This is a genomic window from Streptomyces sp. NPDC005925, from assembly GCF_040638805.1.
In the GTDB taxonomy this organism is placed as follows: domain Bacteria; phylum Actinomycetota; class Actinomycetes; order Streptomycetales; family Streptomycetaceae; genus Streptomyces.
This window is the reverse complement of the sequence record NZ_JBEXVL010000007.1, coordinates 122,342-143,220: the sequence shown is the minus strand read 5'-3', so window position 1 is coordinate 143,220 and position 20,879 is coordinate 122,342. Positions and strand designations below refer to the sequence as shown.

The window sequence follows — 20,879 nt, the reverse complement described above, 5'->3', positions numbered from 1 at the left end:
TTCCGCGCGCCCGCTCACAACGCCCCGTACACCGCCTCCACGAGCGCCATCTTCCGCGGGTCGTCGGCGATGCGCGGGCCCATGCGGTTCATCACGTACCCCAGCGAGACGCCGGCCTCCGGGTCGGCGAGGCCGCAGGAGCCGCCGGCGCCGTCGTGACCGAAGGCCCGCGGGTTGGGCCCGTACGAGCCGTGCGGTCCGCTCAGCCACAGGCCGAGGCCGATCTCCATGTCGCGGTCGAGCCCCGCGCCCAGCACCAGGTCCCGGCAGCTGCCCTGCCCCTCCCGGACCCGCTCGGCGGCGTCCCGGGACAGGACCCGGTGGCCGGCGTGGGTGCCCAGAGCGGCGAAGATGCCGTACAGCGCCGCGACGGCCCGCGCCGTGCCGTGGCCGTTCGCCGCCGATATGTCGGCCGACCGCCACGCGGCGGAGTTGGCCTGCGTCGCTCCCACCCCCGGGTTCGCCAGCGCGGCGAGGGCCACCGGCGGCAGCTTGGCGAACGCCTCGGCCCGTGCCGGCGCCGGAGCGTGCGTCAGTTCCGCCGCCCGCCCCCAGTCCTTCTCCGGCAGCCCGACCGTGAAGTCGACACCGAGCGGCCCGGTCACCTCCCGCTCCAGAAACGCCCCCGGCCGCAGCCCCGACACCCGCCGCACCACCTCGCCGACGAGGAAGCCGTACGTCAGCGCGTGATAGCCGGAGACCGTGCCCGGCTCCCACCACGGCGCCGTCGCCGCCAGCCGCCGCGTCGTCAGCTCCCAGTCGCAGAGCCCGGCGAACGAGTGCGGCTCACGCAGACCGGCGAGCCCGGCCCGGTGCGACAGCAGATGCCGCACGAGGACGTGCTCCTTGCCCGCCGCCGCGAACTCCGGCCAGTACGCGGCCACCGGCGCGTCCAGGTCGAGCAGCCCCCGGTCGGCCAGGATGTGCGCGCACAGCGCCACCGGCCCCTTCGTCGTCGACCAGACATTGACCGTCGTATCCCGCTCCCACGGACGGCTGCGCCCCGGATCGGCCCACCCGCCCCACAGGTCCACGACCGTCGCGCCGTCCACCAGGACGGTCACGGCGGCGCCCAGTTCGTCCCGGTCCCTGAAGTTCTCCTCGAACGCCGTACGCACCGCCGCGAACCGCGCGTCGCAGTGACCGTGAACATGTGTCTCGTGCCCGGGCACGGACCCTCCCTCGTCGCAGAAACCCGGGCCGCCGAAACGGGCGGCCCGGGCGCAACGTACCGACTGGTCGGACTGGAGGGAACCCCGGTGGCACCGGGACGCGACTGCGGCACCGGGACGGCCGGGGTCAGACGTACGAGGCCGCCCAGCGCAACTGGGCCGCCTCCTGGAAGGGCCCGCCGCCCTCGTGGTCGTTGAAGTCGTACACCTCGATCGCCTTGTCGTCGTGCGCCCAGGCGTTGTACGCCGCGAACACCGTCGACGGCGGGCACGTCTGGTCCTCCAGCGCCGCCGAGAACAGCGCCGGGGCCGCGCCGCGCGACGCGAAGTGCACGCCGTCGAAGTAGGAGAGGGTGCGCAGGACGTCGCCGGTGCGGCCCCGGTGCGTCTTGAGGTACAGGGCGATCTCGCGGTACGGGTGGCGGTCCGTGAGCGTCACCGCGCGCGGGTAGTCGCACAGGAACGGCACGTCGGGCGCGACGCCGGCGAGGTCCGGCACCAGACCGCCCACGGCGATCGTGATGCCGCCGCCCTGGCTGGCGCCGACCGCGACCGTGCGCGTGGCGTCGGTCAGCGGGTGCGAGCGGGCCGCCTCGACGGCGCGCACCGCGTCCGTGAACACGCGCCGGTAGTAGTAGTTCTCCGGGGCGTCGATGCCGCGCGTCAGGAAACCGGGGTAGGCGGGCGCGCCGCCCACCGGGTCGGGGGTGGCACCGCCACCGCCCCAGGCGCTGCCCTGGCCGCGGGTGTCCATCACGAAGTGCGCCCGCCCGGACGCCGCCCACAGCAGGTGCTGGTGCGGCAGACCCCGGCCGCCCCCGTACCCGACGAACTCCACGACCAGCGGCAGCGGCTTCCCGGCCCGGGCGGGCACCGTCAGCCAGCCCTTGACCGGGTGACCGCCGAACCCGGCGAACGTCACGTCGTACACCCGCACCTCGGTCAGACCCGTCTCCACGGGCTCGAAGCGGGCGGCCAGGTCGTGCTCCCGGGCCTCCTGGAGTGTCGCCGCCCAGAACGCGTCGAAGTCCTCCGGCTCGGTGGACGCGCCGCGATACGCGCGGAGTTCGTCGAGAGGGAGGTCGAACAGGGCCATGGGGGACCACCTTCGCGGAGCGCCGGGGGGAGCGGACGATCACACCGTACGCGGGCGTTCCGAAGCCGTGCCGGACCCTCCTCGGCCGGCGGAGCGGCCGCGGGCCGTCGGCGCCCTCGCCGGTCCCGCGTGGACGGGCTGGACCGTTTCCACCCCTGGCGTCTCACGCCCGGCGCCGTGTCCACTGGGGCTCGGTGCGGGCCCAGGCCTCCTCCCACTCCGCCAGTCGGTGGCGCAGGGCCGCCCGGCGTACGGCCCAGTACGCGCCGAGGACCACGGCGGCGGTACCGCCCGCCGAGCAGGCGCCGAAGGAGACCGCGTGCTGCCAGACGGCGGCGTCGTCCACGGGCGGCGGCACGCTGCGGCCCCTCGAGTCGACCCACACGTCGGTCTTCTCGCCCTCCCGCGCGCTCAGGGGGACGCTCACCGTGGCCGTGTGCGGCGCCCCGCCCGGCCCGGCCCAGCGCACGACCGCGCGGTACGAGTGCTGGACGCCGGTCTGCTGCCAGGACAGGGGGTCCGAGGAGGAGGCGCGCCCCACCACCTGCGCGCGGACCTGACGCCGGTCGGCACGCTGCTCCGCCGCCACCGCTCGCGCCTGGCCGTGTGCCCACCAGGCGGTCAGCACCCCGGCCACGGGTGCGCCCAACACCAGCAGCACGGCGACGGCCAGGGCCGTCCATACCTCGACCACGTCCGACCGGCGCCGCAGCGGATTGGGTTGCCTGTGCAGGCCGCGCACCCGGGTTCGCATGTCGACCTCCTCGCCGTCCGGGCGGTCGGAGGGACGACGAGCCGCCGGGCCGCCGGACAGCCGGACCGGGGCGGCGCGCCGGGCTCCGCTCCGCGCACGCGAGCGCCCATCTGCTCCAGGTACCCCGTCCCGCGGCCTTCCCTCATCGCACCGCGCGCCCGCCCGCGGCGCGATGACGAAAGGCCGAAACGCCCGCCGGCCAGAGCCGCGAAGCGGCGCGACAGCCCACGGCGCACGAGCCGCCGGGCGGCCCGGCCGGGCGAGCCGACGGGTGGGTCGGAGTCGCCCTGACGGACGAGCCGATGGGTGGGTCGGAGTCGCCCTGACGGACGAGCTGACGGGTGGCCCAACGTCGCCCTGCCGGACCATCCGATCTGTGGCCCGGAGCAGACCTGCCGGACGAGCCGACGGGTGGCCGGCGTCGCCTCTACGGCCGGCGCCGGCCGATCGGGACGAGCCGACGGGCGGGCCGGGGCCGCTCTCGCGGACGCGTCGAGGGCCGGCCCGTGGTCCGGGTCGCGGCCCTGGCCGTCAGCCGAAGCGTTCGATGCGGATGCGGTCCACGGGCCGGCCGGCCGCCACGAGCAGGCGTGAGGCGTGCTCGGCGAAGGCCTGGGAACCGCACACGTACGCCTCCCAGCCGCCGGGCGGCCCCTCCGACAGGGCGGGCGCCAGATGCGCGGCCGTCAGCCGGCCCACCGGCACGCCCTCGGGCGCGCTCCGCGTGAACACGGGCGTGGTCTCCGCGCCCAGCTCCCGCGCGTAGATCAGCTCCTCGGGGCTGCGCGCGGACACCAGCAGCCGCAGCGGCACGTCCAGGCCGCGCGCCCGGTGGTGGCGGACCATCGACATCAGCGGGACGACCCCGGACCCCGCGCCGATCAGCAGTGCGGGCCGGTCGCCGGGCCAGGCGAAGAAGCCGCTCACGGGGCCGCGCACCTCGACACGGTCGCCGGGCCGGGCCACCGTGTGGAACCAGCCGGAGACCTCGCCCTCCTCGACGTGGTCCAGCGTCAGCTCGATGTGCCCGCCGTCGTCCGGCGCGGAGGCGATCGAGTAGTTCCGCTGGGCGGTGTAGCCGTCGTGGGCGGTCAGCCGCAGCAGCAGGTGCTGGCCGGGCAGGTGCCCCGGCCAGCCGGGCACGGCGAACCGGAAGGTCGCGACCCGGGCGGTCTCGCGCCGGATCTCCGTCAGCGTGGCCGTCCGCCACACGGCGGCGGTCTGCCCGCCGACCGCGATGCGCCCGGGCACGGCGAATCCCCCGGGCACGGCGAATCCGCCGGTCGGGGTGAATCCGCCGGTCGGGGTGAAGGCCTCCGTCGCCGGCTGTGTCCTCGTCACGGCCGGGTTCATGGTCTGCGTCTCAGTCACCGGCGTACCGCTGTTCTTCCCAGGGGTCGCCGCGGTCGTGGTAGCCGTTCTGCTCCCAGAAACCGGGCTCGTCGTGGTCCAGGACGCGGATGCCCGCGATCCACTTGGCGCTCTTCCAGAAGTACAGGTGCGGCACCAGCAGCCGTGCCGGGCCGCCGTGCTCCGGGTCGAGCGGGCGGCCGTCGTACTCCCGCGCGATCCAGGCCCGGCCGCCGGTCAGGTCCGCGAGCGGCAGGTTCGTGGTGTAGCCGGTGTGCGAGTAGGCGACCACATGGGTGGCCGACTCCGCGGGCCGTACGGCGTCCAGGAAGACGTCCAGGGACACGCCCCCGAACCGCACCCCGAACTTCGACCAGCTCGTCACGCAGTGGATGGCGCCCTCGTACGCCGAAGCGGGCAGCTCGTCGACCTCCTGCCAGGTCCAGGTGCGGGGCGCCGCGACGAGGCCGTCGATGCGGAAGGTCCAGTCGGCGGGGGACGACTCCGGGGTGACCTCGGCGGACAGGACGGGCCAGGTGTCGCCCGCGTCGTACTGGCCGGGCGGGAGCCCGGGGTCGGGGACGCGCGGGCGGCCGGTGAAGCCTCGGGTGACGTGCATGCCGGTGGTGCCTCCAGGCCGCCGGACGCGGCCCGCCGATGATCGAACGGACAGATCGCTTACACATTCAACCGTACGGGCCGGAACGTGGTGCCCGCACACGCGCGCCGGGGCATGCGCGCGCGATCGTCGCCCCGGGTACGAGACGAAGAACGGATACGGGGTATCCCCTGGGGCCTTCGGACTCCGTGATCGAGAGGGCGCGGCGGTTCTTTCCGAAGGGCAAGCCCGAACACGCCGGCGCGCTCCTCGCGGACCGGCCGGTGCCGCTCGGTGATACTGCTGACCCGATCGCGTGACGATCGCACGGCGGAGGAAACCCGCCCGCGGCCCGACACGTCGCGTCGCGCGACAGCAGGACCGCACGACGGCACGACGGGCACGGGGGATGCGGGGCCGGCCCGCACGGACGCCCGGGTACTATCGCTGCACCCCGGCCCGGAACCGCCCCGGCCGCCCAGGGAACAAGGAGGTGAGACCCGTTGACGCCGTGTCAGACAGGGTGCTCTCACCTCCACGCAGTACGGATCGCCGACGGCAGGTGACCGCGAGGGCGCCCCTCGGCTTCCGAAAGGCTCCCGTTCACCATGTCCACTGTCTCCCCCTCCTCCGTCGTCGCCGCGCTGCGCGCCGCGGGCTGCGTCTTCGCGGAGGACGAGGCGGAACTCCTCCTCGCCGCCGCCCGCACCCCTGAGGAACTCACCGCCCTCGTCGCCCGCCGCGTCGCGGGCGCACCCCTGGAACACGTCCTTGGCTGGGCCGGCTTCCGGGGCCTGCGCATCACCGTCGAACCGGGCGTCTTCGTGCCGCGCCGCCGTACCGAGTTCCTGGTGGAGCAGGCCCTGGCGCAGGTGCCGGACGCCGCGGTCGTCGTCGACCTGTGCTGCGGCTCGGGTGCCGTCGGCGCAGCCGTCGCCACCGGCCTCGGTGGCGACGGCGCCCGTGCCGCCGCGCTCCACGGTGTCGAACTGCACGCCGCCGACGTCGACCCGGCCGCCGTGCGCTGCGCCCGCCGCAACCTCGCCGCCCTCGGCGGCCTGGTGCACACCGGCGACCTGTTCCGGGCCCTGCCCGTCGACCTGCGCGGCCGGGTGGACATCCTCGCGGCCAACGTGCCCTACGTCCCGACCGGCGAGGTGCCCCTGCTGCCGTCCGAGGCGCGCGAGCACGAGCCGCTCGTCGCGCTCGACGGCGGCGCGGACGGCCTCGACGTGCTGCGCCGCGTCGCCGCCGAAACGCCCCACTGGCTCGCACCCGGCGGTTGCCTGGTCGTGGAGACCGGCGAACGGCAGGTTCCGGCGGCCGTCGCGGCCTTCACCGCCAGCGGCCTCACCACCCGCGTCGCGGTCTGCGAGGAGCTGTACGCCCACGTCGTGATCGGCATACGCCCCTGACCCGAGACGCGGCTACGGCAACTCCCGGGCGCCGGCGATGAGCAGCGCCACGTCGTCGGAGTTGTCGGGCTCCCGCAGCGTCCGCAGGAGGAGGTCGCACACTTCCTCCGGCGGGCGTCGCGGGCCGCCGAGCAGCGTCAGCAGCCGGTCGAGACGGTCGTCGAGCGAATCGCGGCGGGTCTCGACCAGGCCGTCGGTGTAGAACACCAGCCGGTCGCCGGGCGCCAGGTCGACGGTGGTGGTCGTGAAGGCCACCCCGCCCACGCCCAGCGGAACGCCCGTCGGCAGATCCAGCAGTTCGGGCGGCCTGCCCACACGCACCCGGACCGGCGGCAGATGACCCGCGTTGGTGATCCGGCACTGCCGCTGATGGGGGTCGTGGACGGCGTACACGCAGGTCGCGAAGGCCTGGTCCAGCCCGGAGACGATCTTGTCGAGCTGGTCCAGGAGCCGCTCGGGCTCCAGCGACAGGGAAGCCAGAGTGCTGGTGGCGGTGCGCAGCCGGCCCATGGTGGCGGCCGCGGTGATGCCACTGCCCATCACGTCGCCCACCACGAGGGCCGTCCTCGACTCCTCCAGGGGGATCACGTCGAACCAGTCGCCGCCGACCTCGCTGGTGGCGCCCGCCGGCTGGTAGCGGGAGGCGACCTCCAGGCCGCCCGTCACCGTCGGATGGCTCGGCAGCAGGCTGCGCTGCAGCGTCAGGGCGGTGTCGCGGGCGCTCTGGTACCAGCGCGCGTTGTCGATCTGCATCGCCGCGCGGGCGGCCAGCTCCCGGGCCAGCAGCAGGTCGTCGGGGCTGAACGGCAACGGGTCGCGGGCGCGCTTGAGGTCGAGTGCGCCGAGTACCTCGCCGCGCGCGATCAGCGGCACCGCGAGATACGAGTGCACGCCCGCGCGAGCCAGCCGCGCGGCAGCCTGCGGCGAGCGGGCGATGAGGGGCAGGTCCTCGGCGCCGGCCTCCGGGACCACCACGGGCTCGCCCGTGCGCACGCACCGCGTCACCAGGCGGTCCGGCTCGTACCGGGTGACCTGGCCGGGCGGGTCGGCCGCCGCGAGGAGGTCAGGCGCGTCGTCCGCCCTGACGGCCAGGGCGCGGATCACCGCCGGCTCCCCGGGCCCGAGGCGGGAGCTGCGGCCCTCGACCACCGAGTCCAGCAGGTCGACGGCGGCGACATCGGCGAGCTCCGGCACCGCCACCTCGGCCAGCTCCCACGCGGTGCGCTCCAGATCCAGCGTCGTACCGATCCGCGTGGAGGCGTCCGCGATCAGAGCCAGGCGCCGCCGCGCCGCCTCGGCCTCCACGCCCGCCCGGTGCTGCTCGGTGACGTCCACGACCGAGCAGGCGACGCCGAGGATGTTCCCCAGGGCGTCGTCCAGGCGGTACAGCGACACCGTCCAGACGTGGTCCTCGTCCGGGTGGGCGGGGGTCCGGCCGCTCCACTGGTCGTCGATGAGCGGCTGTCCGGAGTCCAGCACCTGGCGCGCCGCCGCGTCGAGGGGCCCGGTGTCCAGCGTCGGCAGGACGTCGCCCACCGTCCGCCCTATGTGGTCGGCGGCGGCAACGCCGTTGATGTGTTCCAGCGCCGGGTTGACCGACACGTACCGCAGATCGTGGTCGAGGACGGCCAGCCCGATCGGCGACTGCGCCACCATCCGTGTCGACAGCGCCACGTCCTGCTCCAGCCGGAGCACCGTCGACTGGTCGGCCGCGAGCCCCAGGGCGTACACGTCGCCCCGGTCGTCCAGGAGCCGCATGTTGCGGAACTCCACGAGGCGGGTCGTGCCGTCCCCGCGCCGGATCGGGAAGGCACCGGCCCAGCCCTCGCCGGTCGCCATGACGTCGGCGAACAGCTTGACGACCAGATCGAAGTGCCGCTCGTGGATCATGAGCCGTGCGGCGTACTGCCCGAGCGCGTCCCGCGCCGGGAAACCGAACAGGTCCTCGGCCTGCGGACTCCACAACACGATCCGCCCCGCGGAGTCCAGCACGATCGACGCCACCCCGAGCACATCGAGCAGCCCACTGGGACGCACGGCACCGCGCAGCGACGCCTCGTCGAGGGCCGGGGCGGACGCGTCGCCGACGGGCCCGGCGGCCTCGCCGGGTGAGTCGCCGGCCGTGCCGGAGGCTGGATCGGGCGTGTCGGGGGCGGGGCCGGGGTTGTCCGGTGCGGGTACGGGCGAGTCGCGGCCCGGGACGGGCGTACCGAGGTCCGGGTCGGGCGCTGTGCCGCCGCCGGACGCGGACTCGCCGGGTACGGCGGGAGGCTCACCGGGGCTCGGGGGAGGAGCGCCGGGCGGCGAGGCGGCCTCTCCGGTCCGTCCCGCTTTCCCCACCTCCCCGGGCCTGCCGGCGGCTTCGGCTTCCTGACGTTTCCCGCCCTTGCCGGCTTCCCTTGCCTGGGCGGCGAAACCGGTCCTCCCGGCTTCCCCGGTCCTCCCGGCCCGCCCGGTGTGGCCGGCGGCTACGGCTTCCTCGCGTCGGCCGGCTGCGTCCGCTTCTTCTGCGCGGGCGGCGGCTTCGGCCTCCCCGGCCCTCCCGGCCTCGCGGGACTCGGCGCGAGGCGTGCCGGAAGGCGGCGCGGAGCCGCCGGGGCCCGGCGCCGCCCCGGCCCGGGCGGGGTCCGCCCCGGCCCCGGGCCCCGGCCGCGCCGCTACGCCGCGCCTCCCGGACGCGCCCCCGTAGCGGTCGCTGTCGCCCTCGCCCGGGGAGGGCCCGGCGCGTTCCGGGGAAGACCCGGCTGACCTGGCTGCACTCATCGCACGCCCCGCCTCCGCCGATCGTCGCGGCACGCCTTCCGGCTGCCGATCCCCTTTCTGTCCACCGTGCGCGGGCGTTTCCCTCCGCCCGCTCGACGGTCTCCCTCCACCATCCCCCAACCGCGTGGTGACCGCCGCACACATTCTCCCGGAACGTACGGCGTATGGCCTCCATTGGTCTGTACATGACTTGCATCGCGGGCCAGACTGTCGCCGCACGCTTTCCCCCCACCCGAGGAGCCCCCATGCGCCTGCGCGCCCGGCAACGTTGTCAGACCGCCCTGGCCGGACTCGTCACCCTCGCCACCGCCGCCGTCCTGGCCGCCGCCCAGCCGGCCTCGGCCGCCGATGTCTGGAACGAGGTCGGCTCCGACCGCGCCGACCCGCTGACCGAGAGCCAGGGCCTGACGTCGGTGGAGGTCCCGGCGAACAGCCCCAACCGCTACACCGGCGTCGGCACCATCCCCGTGGACGTCTCGAGCCGCGGCTGGAACCACGTCGGCGACCCCGACGCCTCCTACGACGGCCACTACATCGAGCCGTACCAGGCGGACTCCGGCAACGCGAAGATGTTCCGCGTGCAGAAGCCGGACGGCGGCTGGGCGGAGTACGTCCACACCCTCAGCCCCGGGGAAGCCCTGAACAACTCCTGGGCCGCGATCTCGCCGGACGGCCAGTGGATGCTGTCGGGGGAGTGGGGCACCATGAACCGCTTCCTGGTCTTCCCCACCCCGGGAGTCAACGGCAGCACCTCACCGTCGGCGGACCTTCCGCAGGCGGCCACCGTCCACCTCGACCACGACGTCCGCGACGTCCAGGGCTGCGACTTCGTCACCGCCACCCAGCTGCTGTGCTCCTCCGACGACCCCGAGGGCGCGCTGTTCGGCACGACGAAGCCGCTGCTCCAGGTCGACCTGTCCGCCGCGCCGAACGGCACCGACGTCGACGGCCACGTCACGGCGCTGCGCCGGCTGCCCCTGCGCAGCTCGTGCTCCGGCGGCTTCGAGGCGGAGGGCATCGACTACGACCGCCGGACCGGCACCCTGCGCGTCATCGTCGTCTCGCCCGGCTTCTGCGTCATCACCGACAGCAAGACCTACCGTTTCACCCGCGGCTGACGCACCGCACGCACCTCACGCGCCGCATGCATCCCATGCATCGCACGCATTGCGCCCACCCACGCACCGCACGCATCGCGCGGGCGGTGAGGGTCCGCGGGGGTGGGGGCGGCGTTCCGGGGCACCCGGGCACCGCATCCCCGGCCACGAGAGGAGCGATCCCGATGGACAGCGAGCGACCGCACCCGGAAACCGTCTCGGTGGAGATCAGCGGCTGCGACAAGGACGACGCTCGGGTCGTGTTCGACGCGCTGTGCGCGTGCTTCGCGTCCGACCGGTGCGGCGACGACGTACCGGAGGAACTCTCGGACACCCGCCCGACCGTGTGGCTCGGCACGTTCGACGTGGCCGACACGCGCGAGGGCGGTGACCGGCCCGCGGCCCGGTTGTCGGCCCCCGTCGTCGCCGACGCGCACGGCGGCTACTGGGCGATCGACCGGTTCCGCACCACCCTCGACTCCCTGTTCGCGGTGCACCAGCTCAGCACGGTGCCGGGCGACCAGGAAGAGGAGCTGCACGTGCGGCTGGAGAGCCGCTGACGCCGTAAGAAGCCGCCGCCGCAGAAGCCGCGGAGTCATGCATGCGCACAGAAGCCGCCGGCGCTGCCGCGTCGCGGAAAAAGGCGCGCCCGTATCGCGGGCGGCGCCGCGCACGCGTCCCGGGCAGCGCCGCGCGCGTACCGCAGGTGAGGGGTTCCGCCCCGGTCCGGCGAGGACCGGGGCGGAACCGCACCGTGTCCGGAGTCACCCTCCACCCCTTGTGCAACTAGTTGCATAAAGGTGTCGCCCTGCCTTAGAACTGAGGGCACGACACCGCGCACGGAGGGTCCGATGAGCCGTTTCCCGCACCTGCTGAGCCCACTCGACCTGGGTTTCACCACACTGCCCAACCGGGTCCTGATGGGCTCCATGCACGTCGGCCTCGAGGAGGCCGAGCGGGGCTTCGAGCGCATGGCCGCGTTCTACGCCGCCCGCGCCAGGGGCGGCGTGGGCCTGATCGTCACCGGTGGCATCGCGCCCAACGACGAGGGCAGGCCGTACCCCGGCGGCGCACGGCTCACCACCGAGGACGAGGCCAAGCAGCACCGGGTCGTCACGGACGCCGTACACCGCGAGGGCGGCCAAATCGCCCTGCAGCTCCTGCACTTCGGCCGCTACGCCTACCACCAGGACCTCGTCGCGCCCAGCCCCCTCCAGGCACCGATCAGCCCCCACGTGCCCCGCGAGCTGACCGACGCCGAGGTCGAGCGGACCGTCGACGACTACGCCCGCGCCGCCCGCCTCGCACGGCGGGCCGGCTACGACGGCGTGGAGATCATGGGATCCGAGGGCTACCTGATCAACGAGTTCATCGCCGCGCGCACCAATCACCGCACCGACCGCTGGGGCGGCTCCTACGAGAACCGGATGCGCTTCCCCGTCGAGGTCGTGCGGCGGGTGCGGGAGGCGGTCGGCGAGGACTTCATCCTCGTCTACCGGCTGTCCATGCTGGACCTGGTGCCCGGCGGGTCCACGCTGGACGAGGTGGTGACGCTCGCCAAGGCCGTCGAGGCAGCCGGGGCGACCATCATCAACACCGGCATCGGCTGGCACGAGGCCCGCATCCCCACCATCGCCACATCCGTGCCGCGCGGCGCGTACACGTGGGTGACCAGGCGGCTCATGGGCGAGGTGTCCGTCCCGCTCGTCACCACCAACCGCATCAACACCCCCGAGCTCGCCGAGCGGCTGCTCGCCGAGGGCGCGGCCGACATGGTGTCGATGGCCCGCCCGATGCTCGCCGACCCCGACTTCGTCGCCAAGGCCGCCGCCGGCCGCCCCGAGGCGATCAACACCTGCATCGGCTGCAACCAGGCCTGCCTCGACCACACCTTCAGCGGGCGGATCACCTCCTGCCTGGTCAACCCGCGCGCCTGCCACGAGACCGAGCTGGTGCTGTCCCCGACCCGGCTGCGCAAGCGCGTCGCTGTCGTCGGCGCCGGACCCGCCGGCCTCGCCTGCGCCGTGACCGCCGCCGAACGCGGCCACGACGTCACCCTGTTCGACGCCGCCGGCGCCGTCGGCGGCCAGCTCAACGTGGCCCGCAAGGTCCCCGGCAAGCAGGAGTTCGACGAGACGCTGCGCTACTTCCGCACCCGGCTGGCGGAGGAGAACGTGGACGTACGCCTGAACACCCGGGTGTCCGCCGACCACCTCTCCGGGTACGACGAGGTCGTGGTCGCCACCGGTGTCACCCCGCGCGTCCCGGACATCCCCGGCGTCGACCACCCGAGCGTCGTCGGCTACCTGGACGTGCTCCGCGACGGCGCCCCCGTCGGCGACCGCGTCGCCGTCCTCGGCGCGGGCGGCATCGGCTTCGACGTCACCGAGTTCCTCACCGACGGCGGCGACCAGGCACACGAGGACCCCGAGACGTACTTCCGGCTCTGGGGCGTCGACATGGACTACCGCGCGCCCGGCGGACTCGCCGAGCCCGAGCGGCCCGCCCCGCCGCGCACCGTGCACCTGCTCCAGCGCAAGCCCACCAAGGTCGGCGCCGGCCTCGGCAAGACCACGGGCTGGATCCACCGCACCGAGCTGAGGCACCGCGGCGTCACCATGGTCCCCGGCGTCCGCTACGACCGCATCGACGACGCCGGACTGCACATCACGGTCGGCGAGGAGAGCACGGTCCTGGAGGTCGACACCGTCGTCCTGTGCACCGGCCAGGAACCCTGCCGGGGCCTCTACGACGAACTGGTCGCCGCCGGCCGCTCCGCGCACCTCATCGGCGGCGCCGACGTGGCCGCCGAACTGGACGCCAAGCGCGCCGTCAAGCAGGGCACCGAGCTGGCGGCGGCGCTGTAGGGGCGGGCGCGGCGCTCCCTAGGATGAGCCCATGTCACTCCCGCACGCGATCCTCACCGCCCTGCTGGAGAAGCCGTCGTCCGGACTGGAGCTGACCCGGCGCTTCGACAGGTCGATCGGCTTCTTCTGGCCCGCGACGCACCAGCAGATCTATCGCGAGCTCGGGAAGCTGGAGGCCGAGGGCCACATCCGCGCCCTGCCGTCCGAGCAGCCGGCCCGCGGGCAGAAGAAGAACTACGAGGTCCTGCCCGCCGGCCGCGCCGAACTGGCCCGCTGGACCGCCGCCCCGCAGGACCCCAGGCCCATGAGGGACCCGCTGGCGGTACGGCTCAGGGCGGCGGCCGTCGTCGGCACCGCCGGCATCGAGGACGACCTGCGGCGCCATCTGGAACTGCACGAACGGCAGTTGGCGCGGTACCGGGAGATCGAGGCGCGGGACTTCCCGCCCGGCCAGGACGGCGCCGAGGACCGGCTCCGCCACCTGGTGCTGCGCGCGGGCATCGACCTGGAGACCTTCTGGGCGCAGTGGCTGCGGCGGGCGCTGACCGAGTTCCCCGAGACCCCCGAGACCCCCGAGACCCCCGAGACCCCCGAGACCCCCGAGACCCCCGAGACCCCCGAGACCCCCGAGAGCCCGGGGACCCCCGAGGTTCCCGGGGCTCCCGGGGTTCGCGGGATTCCGGGCGGGCGCGAGGGCCGGGGCCCGGCCTGACGACGGCCGGCCGCCCGCCCGAGGTGCTCGGACGGGCGGCCGGCCGCCTTCCTGCCGGACGCGCGGCCCGCAGGAGAAGCACGGGGCGCGGAAACGGTCAGAGTCGGTACGGCTTCTGACGGCGCCGCAGGTACCAGGCCGTGGCGAACACGCCGGCCCCGACCAGCAGCCCGCCGCCCACGAAGGTGACCGTGCCGTAGTCGCGGGCCGCGCCGCCGATGCCGCCCATGACCCCGCGCGACGGCGACGCCGAGGCGGTGGGTGAGGCCGAGGGCGACGACGTGGGCGTGGAGGCGGCCGAGACCATGACGGACTGGGTACCGGCCGTGCTGTTGTTGGAACACATGACGATGACGGTGTACGTGCCCGGACGTACGTTCGACCAGGTCGCGGACTGGCTCGCGTTGCTTCCTGACAGGGCGGCCTGACGCCCCGCGGCGAAGCTGGACTGACCGCTGCTGAGCAGGGAGGCCGTGCCCCAGCTGCCGTTGAGCTGGGCGCAGGCGCTGGTCGTGACCGAGACCGTGGAGCCGGCGGTGCTCACCGAGATGCCGGGGCCCGCCTGCGCGGAACCGGCAGCCAGGGCGATCGGCAGCGCGGCGGCGGCCGCCACGGTCAAACCGATGCGGAGGTGTGGCGATGTGTTGCGCATGTGGACTGCCCTCCAGCGGCACGGTTGGCGGTACATCCCTTGCGCCGCCGAGGGTCGGGGAACGCCCGTGCTGCCTCGGCCTCAGCCAACGTGCCGCCGCCCTGGGCCGCACTCCGACCGCACCCGTGCAGGTGACGCGTTCCTTCACCCGGCGTATTCGGGCGGTCGTCAGCGTGCCCGGTCGTCAGCGCGCCCCGGTCGTCACCGTCCGCTCCGCCGAGAAGCCGCCCCAGGTTCCGTCCGGCAACTTCGCCCGGACCCGCACCCGGTGGGTGACCCCCTTCTCCGGCCCCGCGTAGAAGCTGTACGTGGCCCGCCCGCTCGGCACCTTCCCGCCGTACACGAGCGAGGTGGCGGGCTTGCCGTCGAGGTGGATCTGGTACTCCGTGACGACGCCGTCCGTGCGCGGCGGCACCCAGCTCAGCTCGATGTGGTACGCCCCGTCCGCCCGGCGGGTCGTCGCCCGGAAGTCACCGGGCGCGGTGGCGCGGCCGTCGTCGGAGCCCGGCGTGGTGAGCCGGACGGCGCTGCCGGCGGGGGAGAGGTTGTCGGCGGCGTCCCGGGCCCGCACGGTGAACACGTACCGTGCGCCCGGCCTGAGCCCTGCCACCACGGCCGCCGTCTGGTTCCCGCCCACACTGTGGACCTTCGTGTCGCCCTGATAGATGTCGTACGACACCACGCCCCGGTCGTCCTCGGACGCCGACCAGGACAGGTGCACCGCCCTGCTCCCGGCCGTCCGGCCCCGCGCCGAACCCGGCCGGGTCGGTGCCGAGCGGTCCGCCGGGCCGGCCGCGGGAGTCCTCGCGCGGACCTTCCGGCTGGGCGGCCCGAGCCGCCCGTCGGTACCCCTGGCACGCACCGAGAAGGCGTACGCGGTGGAGGGCCGCAGCCGGGTGACGTCCACCATGTGCCGTGAGGCGGGCACCTCCAGGACTTTGCGGGCGCCGCGGTACACCTCGTAGCGGCTGATGCCGTCGCCACCGGGCAGGGCGTTCCACATGACGTGCACGCTGGTGGCGCTGCCCGCCTCGGCGGAGACACCGGTGGGCGCGCCGGGCAGCCGGCCGCCCTCGTCGTCGTCCGCGCCGGCCCGGCCGCAGGACGTGACCAGCAGGAGCGCCGCGCAGCATGCCGCCGCGCGGCGGCACAGGACGACGGCAGAGGGAACGCCTCGCACGACTCAGCCTCCGGAACGGGTGGTCCGACGGGTAGTCCGTGGGTCGGACGGGTGGTCAGGTCACGGCAATGGTCCGGACCAATATGACCCGGCTGTGCGCTCCCGGACAAGGGGGCGGGCCCGGGTCGACCGCTCCGTGCGGTTACGTATGCTGAAGCCCGATACGGCTGAACTCGCCGGTGTGTCCGGCAAGTTCACGCCCGTGTGTGCGCGGACCGCTGTCGTCGCTGTCGCCGCGCCCACGCGAGTGGCCGGGCGGCCGGGACCGGCACCGGTTCGGTCGCCCGGCCCCCGCCGGAACCGGACACCCGCTCGGACCCTCTCCCGCCCTAGCCGTCCTCCCCGGACCGGGCGGGCGCGCCGTACGGCCCATCAGCGTGGCCCGGAGTCCGCCGGGGCGGACGCCCCGCGGGCCGCCGAGCCGCCGACCGGGATGCGGGACGGCGCGCCCGTCCCCCGGTGCCGGTACCGCGGCGGCGCGCAGAAGCCCCGTCCGCCGGCCCGTCCCCCCTCTCCGGTCACCCCTGAGCGGTCACCCGCGGGGCGCCGGGATGGCCGGCGTCCGCAGCCTCAGACCTTCCGGTACGAGTACGCGTCCCCGGCAGCGGCCTCGACCGCCGCCAGGTCGGCCCCGGTGGCCGCCGTGACGACCGCCGCGACCGCGCCCTCCACGAACGGGGCGTCCACGAGTCGGGTGCCGTGGGGGAGTTCGTCGCCCTCCGCGAGGAGTGCCTTCACGGTGAGGACCGCGCTGCCGAGGTCGGTCAGTACGGCGACCCCGGCGCCCCGGTCCACGGACGCGGCCGCGGCAGCGATCAGCTCGGCGCTGGTGCCCAGCCCACCGTCCTCCGTACCGCCCGCCGCCGCGACCGGCACGGAGACATCGCCGCCGGTCAGGCCCTTGGCCAGTTCGGCAACCGAGTCGGCCACCCGCGCGCTGTGCGACACCAGCACGATCCCGACCAGCTGGCCGTCACTCACCGCGCGCCCCCTCCGCGGTGCCCTCCGCCGCCTCCGACAGGGCTGCGACGAGCAGCGCCGCCGAGGTGGCCCCCGGGTCCTGGTGCCCGATGCTGCGCTCCCCGAGGTAACTGGCCCTGCCCTTGCGGGCCCGCAACGGCGTCGTCGCCTCGGCGCCCCCGTCGGCGGCGGCGCGCGCCGCGGCGTAGGACTCGGCGAGGGCGTCCACGGCCGGCACCAGCGCGTCGATCATGGTTTTGTCGCCCGGCGCGGCACCGCCGAGTGTCATCACCGCCTCCACCCCGGTCCGCAGCGCCCCGGCCAGTTCCTCCCGGCTGACCTCGCCGGCGTCCCCGAGTGCCTTGCCGGTGCGGCGCAGCAACGTCCCGTACAGCGGTCCGGAGGCGCCGCCGACCGTCGACACGAGCTGTCGTCCGGCCAGCATCAGGACCGCGCCGGGGGTGTCGGGGGCCTCCTTCTCCAGCACGGCCGTCACCGCCCCGAAGCCGCGCCGCAGGTTGCTGCCGTGGTCGGCGTCGCCGATGGGCGAGTCGAGATCGGTGAGGTATGCCGCCTCGCGGTCGACGGACGCGGCGGTCGCCGTCATCCAACGGCGGAAGAAATCGGCGTCGAGCACGTGGTTCTCCCTGGCCTGGTCGGTATGGATGTACGTACGTCGTGAACGCCGCCCGCTCCCCGTCACATGCCCCACCGCAGGCCCGGCGTGTTGACCGGCGCGTCCCACAGCCGCAGCGTGTCCTCGTCGATCTGGCAGAGGGTGACGGAGACGCCCGCCATGTCGAGGGAGGTGACGTAGTTGCCGACGAGGGTGCGGGCCACGGCGACCCCGCGGGCGGCGAGCACGCGCTGCACCTCGGCGTTGAAGCCGTACAGCTCCAGCAGCGGCGTACCGCCCAGGCCGTTGACCAGGACGAGGACCGGGTTGGGCGGGACGAGGTCGGTGAGGATCGCGTCGAGGGCGGCGTCGGCGATCTCACCGGACGTCATCATCGCCCGCCGCTCGCGGCCCGGCTCGCCGTGGATGCCGATGCCCAGTTCCAGCTCGCCCGGCGGCAGGTCGAAGGTGGGGCTGCCCTTGGCGGGCGTGGTGCAGGCGCTCAGCGCGACGCCGAAGCTCCGGGAGTTCTCGTTGACCTGCCGGGCCACCGCCTCCACCCGCTCCAGCGGCTGCCCCTCGTCGGCCGCGGCGCCCGCGATCTTCTCCACGAACAGCGTCGCGCCGGTGCCGCGCCGCCCGGCCGTGTAGAGGCTGTCGGTGACCGCCACGTCGTCGTTGACGAGCACCTTCGCGACCCGGATGCCCTCGTCCTCGGCGAGTTCGGCGGCCATGTCGAAGTTCAGGACGTCGCCGGTGTAGTTCTTCACGACGAACAGGACCCCGGCGCCGCTGTCCACGGCCGCCGCGGCCCGCACCATCTGGTCGGGCACCGGAGAGGTGAACACCTCGCCCGGACAGGCCGCCGACAGCATGCCGGGCCCGACGAAACCGCCGTGCAGCGGCTCGTGCCCCGATCCACCGCCGGACACCAGGGCGACCTTCCCGGCCACGGGCGCGTCCCGTCGCACGATCACGCGGTTCTCCACATCCACCGTCAGCTGGGGATGGGCGGCGGCCATACCACGCAGCGCGTCCGCCACCACCGTCTCGGGAACGTTGATCAGCATCTTCATGGGTACCTCCTGGGAAGCGTGGCGGGCGAGTCCTTGACCGGTGTCTTCGCCGGTCGTGGCAGGTTCGGGCGATGTGTGGTCCGGGCGGTCCGTGGCGCGGTCCGACGCGGGTTCCGACGGTACTGATGCCGAGTCGGTGCCGGTGCCGTCGACGGGACGTCAGGGCCGGCCGGATGTCCGGACGGGTCTGGGCCACGGTGCCGCTGTCGGCAGTATCGGCCTTGCGGCGGCGAAGGTCACGCGGGAGAGCGTCAGCCGCGCGACACGCCGCGACCACCCCGCCAGCCCCGGGCCGGCTGGTCCTGCCGGCCCCATGCCGCCCGGCGGCGGCCGAGGCCCGCCTGCGAGGTGAACCGACCCCCGGCGTTGCGCGGCGGCCGGCGCGCTCTCAGGGACTGGGGCGACGGAGAGCCGAGGCGAGGGTCGCCTCCAGGGCGCCGAGAGCCTCCTCGGAGGTGAACCGGCCCGCTTCGACCTGGTCTCCGGCGGCCTGGACCAGGGCGTAGACGGTGCCCACCAGCCAGTGGACGGGCAGGTCGTCGCGGAAGGCTCCTTCCTGCCGCCCTCGGGCGATGAGCCGTTCCATCGCCGACAGGATGCCGACGTGGTGATCGTGGACCGCTTCCGCGGGCAGGGCACGCCGGGCGGCGTGCAGCATGCGCAGGTTGCGGTCGAGCAGGTGCCAGGAGGACCGGACGAGGGCCCGGAGTGTCTCGTCGGCGGGCCCCCGGTCGAGATCGGTGGCGTCGAGAACCGCGGCGACCTCGGCCAGGGCGCGCTCCATCAGTTCGCTGAGAAGTGCCTCGCGTGAGGAGAAGTGGCCGTACAGGGTGACCCGGCCGACTCCGGCCGCCGCGGCGATCTCGGTCATGCTGGCGTGGGGGTTCTTGCCGAAGCAGGTGGTGGCGGCGGCGAGGATCGCGGTGATGTTGCGCTCGGCGTCGGCCCGGCGGGGTGGGGAGGAACTGCTCCGCCGGGCGTTCACGCTGCCGTCGTGGTGTCCGGAGTCCATGGGGTGGAGTCTAGGGACCGTGAGTGGTTCCTCTCAGTGAACGTGGACGCCCTCGGGGAGCTCGGCTGTGCCTCGGGGGATGACGGCCAGTGCGACGGCCGCCGCCGCCACCGCCACGACGGCCAGGGTCGCGTAGGCGGCGTGGAAGCCGGTCGCGGTGTGCGCGGCGATTCCGGTGGCGGCGACGGTCGAGACGACCGCGGCGCCTACGGCTCCGCCGACTTCGTGGAACGTGTTGACCACTCCGGAGGCGACTCCGGCCTCTTCGTGCGAGATGAATCCGAGCGCGGTGGTGGTCGCGGACACGAAGACGGGGATGACGCCGATGGCGCCGACGGCCAGGCCGGTGACGGTACCGGGGGTGCCGTCGACCAGAGCGAGGATCAGGCCCCCGCCTCCCGACACGATCAGTCCGACGGCGGCGACCGGGCGCGCGCCCGCGTGGGCGACGAGGTGCGCCGCGAGGTGGGCGCCGGCCGCCGTGGCGACCGCGACGGGCAGCAGCAGGGCTCCGGTGGACAGGGCGGACAGGCCGCGCACCTGCTGGAGGTAGAGGGAGCCGAGGAAGATGTAGCCGAGCAGCAGTCCGGTGGCGACCAGCATCAGGAACGAACCGGCGGCGACCGGCCGTTTGGCGAGGATGCGCAGGTCCATCAGCGGGGCTGAGACCTTCCGCTCGACGACGGTGAAGAGGGCGTAGAGGACGGCGGAGCCGAGCAGCGGCATCAGCGTGCCGGCCGAACCCCAGCCCGCGTCGCCCGCCTTGATGAGGCCGTAGACGAGTGCCCCGGTCGCCGTGGTGGCCAGGACGGCGCCCGGCAGGTCGATCCGGCGGTCGCCGTGCGGTGCGGACGCGGGGAGAAGCCGGGCGAGCAGGACGAGGAGGACCAGCCCGACCGGGATGTTGACGAAGAAGACCCAGCTCCAGCCGGGACCGGCGGTGAGCACACCGCCGAGCATCGCGCCCACCGCGAAACCGATGCCGCCGAGCATGGCCCAGATGCCCAGCGCCTTGTTCCGTTCGGGGCCGTGGAAGGTCCGGCTGATCGTGGCGAGCGCGGCCGGGGAGAGCAGGGCCGCGCCGACGCCCTGCGCGAGCCGGCCTCCGACGAGGACGGTGGCGTTCTCCGCCAGGCCGGTCGTGAGCGAGGCGACGGTGAACAGGACCAGGCCGCTCAGCAGCATGATCCGGGCGCCGAAGGCGTCGGCCAGCCGGCCGCCCAGCAGCATCAGGCCGCCGAAGCAGAGCGTGTAGGAGGTGACCGCCCAGGTGAGGGATGCGCGGCTGAGACGGAGATCGGCGCCGATGCCGGGAAGCGCGACGTTGATCACCGTCACGTCCAGGATCAGCATGAACTGCGACAGGCAGAGCAGCGTGAGCAGCGTCCAGCGCCGGGGGTGAGCCGGCGGTACGGGACAGGTCCCGGCGGTGCCGTGGGTGGCGTGAGCCATACGGGGTCTCCGAATTCGTACAAGGTGTACGAGTTACGTTAGCGCACCGCCCGCATAACCTGAACAGTGGTGTTTGAGTTGGCGCCTCTTCTCTGGGGGTTCGGCCG

17 protein-coding genes and 1 pseudogene are annotated in these 20,879 nt (G+C 74.3%); 5 read left to right on the top strand and 13 right to left on the bottom strand.

What is annotated here, in order from left to right; translation table 11 throughout:
- Positions 1–14: 14 nt before the first annotated feature.
- The 5 genes from ABZ354_RS11995 to ABZ354_RS11975 all read right to left on the bottom strand — a co-directional run bounded on the left by ABZ354_RS11995 (position 15) and on the right by ABZ354_RS11975 (position 4,991).
- Complete coding sequence (locus ABZ354_RS11995) at positions 15–1,172, bottom strand: serine hydrolase domain-containing protein (RefSeq protein ID WP_358655617.1); 1,158 nt, start codon at positions 1,170–1,172, stop codon at positions 15–17.
- 127 nt (positions 1,173–1,299) lie between these two features.
- The gene (locus tag ABZ354_RS11990) at positions 1,300–2,268 is read right to left on the bottom strand and encodes an acetylxylan esterase (protein WP_358655616.1); all 969 of its coding nucleotides are present in this window, start codon (positions 2,266–2,268) and stop codon (positions 1,300–1,302) included.
- A gap of 163 nt (positions 2,269–2,431) precedes the next feature.
- Positions 2,432–3,022: a hypothetical protein gene (locus ABZ354_RS11985; protein WP_358655615.1), complete on the bottom strand. Its 591-nt coding sequence runs from the start codon at positions 3,020–3,022 to the stop codon at positions 2,432–2,434.
- A 531-nt stretch (positions 3,023–3,553) separates the two neighbouring features.
- Positions 3,554–4,273, bottom strand: coding sequence for a ferredoxin reductase (locus ABZ354_RS11980; RefSeq protein WP_358655823.1), 720 nt, complete (start codon positions 4,271–4,273; stop codon positions 3,554–3,556).
- A 112-nt stretch (positions 4,274–4,385) separates the two neighbouring features.
- Entirely contained in the window at positions 4,386–4,991 is a 606-nt protein-coding gene (locus tag ABZ354_RS11975; protein ID WP_358655614.1) for a sulfite oxidase-like oxidoreductase, read from the bottom strand.
- Positions 4,992–5,578: 587 nt separating this feature from the next.
- Between ABZ354_RS11975 and ABZ354_RS11970 the strand changes: the two genes are divergently transcribed.
- The gene (locus ABZ354_RS11970) at positions 5,579–6,385 is read left to right on the top strand and encodes a putative protein N(5)-glutamine methyltransferase (RefSeq protein ID WP_358655612.1); all 807 of its coding nucleotides are present in this window, start codon (positions 5,579–5,581) and stop codon (positions 6,383–6,385) included.
- Positions 6,386–6,397: 12 nt separating this feature from the next.
- Here ABZ354_RS11970 and ABZ354_RS11965 read toward each other — a convergent pair whose 3' ends face one another.
- A complete protein-coding gene (locus ABZ354_RS11965; protein ID WP_358655821.1) occupies positions 6,398–8,422 on the bottom strand; it encodes a SpoIIE family protein phosphatase in 2,025 nt (674 codons plus the stop codon).
- Between the two features lie 971 nt (positions 8,423–9,393).
- Here ABZ354_RS11965 and ABZ354_RS11960 point away from each other — a divergent pair.
- The 4 genes and pseudogenes from ABZ354_RS11960 to ABZ354_RS11945 form a co-directional block, all read left to right on the top strand.
- Positions 9,394–10,266, top strand: coding sequence for a hypothetical protein (locus ABZ354_RS11960; protein WP_358655611.1), 873 nt, complete (start codon positions 9,394–9,396; stop codon positions 10,264–10,266).
- 164 nt (positions 10,267–10,430) lie between these two features.
- Positions 10,431–10,805 (top strand): hypothetical protein, encoded by a 375-nt coding sequence (locus ABZ354_RS11955; RefSeq protein ID WP_358655609.1) that lies wholly within the window; start codon positions 10,431–10,433, stop codon positions 10,803–10,805.
- Between the two features lie 291 nt (positions 10,806–11,096).
- The gene (locus tag ABZ354_RS11950) at positions 11,097–13,112 is read left to right on the top strand and encodes an NADPH-dependent 2,4-dienoyl-CoA reductase (protein ID WP_358655607.1); all 2,016 of its coding nucleotides are present in this window, start codon (positions 11,097–11,099) and stop codon (positions 13,110–13,112) included.
- Positions 13,113–13,143: 31 nt separating this feature from the next.
- A pseudogene (locus ABZ354_RS11945) lies at positions 13,144–13,677 on the top strand (PadR family transcriptional regulator); the annotation flags it as partial.
- 244 nt (positions 13,678–13,921) lie between these two features.
- Here ABZ354_RS11945 and ABZ354_RS11940 read toward each other — a convergent pair.
- From ABZ354_RS11940 to ABZ354_RS11910, 7 genes are all read right to left on the bottom strand, one after another.
- Positions 13,922–14,476, bottom strand: coding sequence for a hypothetical protein (locus ABZ354_RS11940; RefSeq protein ID WP_358655605.1), 555 nt, complete (start codon positions 14,474–14,476; stop codon positions 13,922–13,924).
- Positions 14,477–14,660: 184 nt separating this feature from the next.
- Positions 14,661–15,656 carry a fibronectin type III domain-containing protein gene (locus ABZ354_RS11935; protein ID WP_358655603.1) on the bottom strand — a complete coding sequence of 332 codons (996 nt, stop codon included), beginning with the start codon at positions 15,654–15,656 and terminating at the stop codon, positions 14,661–14,663.
- 570 nt (positions 15,657–16,226) lie between these two features.
- Entirely contained in the window at positions 16,227–16,637 is a 411-nt protein-coding gene (locus ABZ354_RS11930; protein WP_358655601.1) for a PTS fructose transporter subunit IIA, read from the bottom strand.
- Positions 16,630–17,253 carry a dihydroxyacetone kinase subunit DhaL gene (gene dhaL, locus ABZ354_RS11925; protein ID WP_358655599.1) on the bottom strand — a complete coding sequence of 208 codons (624 nt, stop codon included), beginning with the start codon at positions 17,251–17,253 and terminating at the stop codon, positions 16,630–16,632. Before dhaL ends, ABZ354_RS11930 begins: the two co-directional genes overlap by 8 nt.
- Positions 17,254–17,315: 62 nt before the next feature.
- Positions 17,316–18,308 (bottom strand): dihydroxyacetone kinase subunit DhaK, encoded by a 993-nt coding sequence (gene dhaK, locus ABZ354_RS11920; protein ID WP_358655597.1) that lies wholly within the window; start codon positions 18,306–18,308, stop codon positions 17,316–17,318.
- A gap of 388 nt (positions 18,309–18,696) precedes the next feature.
- Entirely contained in the window at positions 18,697–19,320 is a 624-nt protein-coding gene (locus ABZ354_RS11915) for a TetR/AcrR family transcriptional regulator (RefSeq protein ID WP_358655595.1), read from the bottom strand.
- A gap of 33 nt (positions 19,321–19,353) precedes the next feature.
- Positions 19,354–20,772 carry an MFS transporter gene (locus tag ABZ354_RS11910; RefSeq protein WP_358655593.1) on the bottom strand — a complete coding sequence of 473 codons (1,419 nt, stop codon included), beginning with the start codon at positions 20,770–20,772 and terminating at the stop codon, positions 19,354–19,356.
- Positions 20,773–20,879 lie beyond the last annotated feature (107 nt).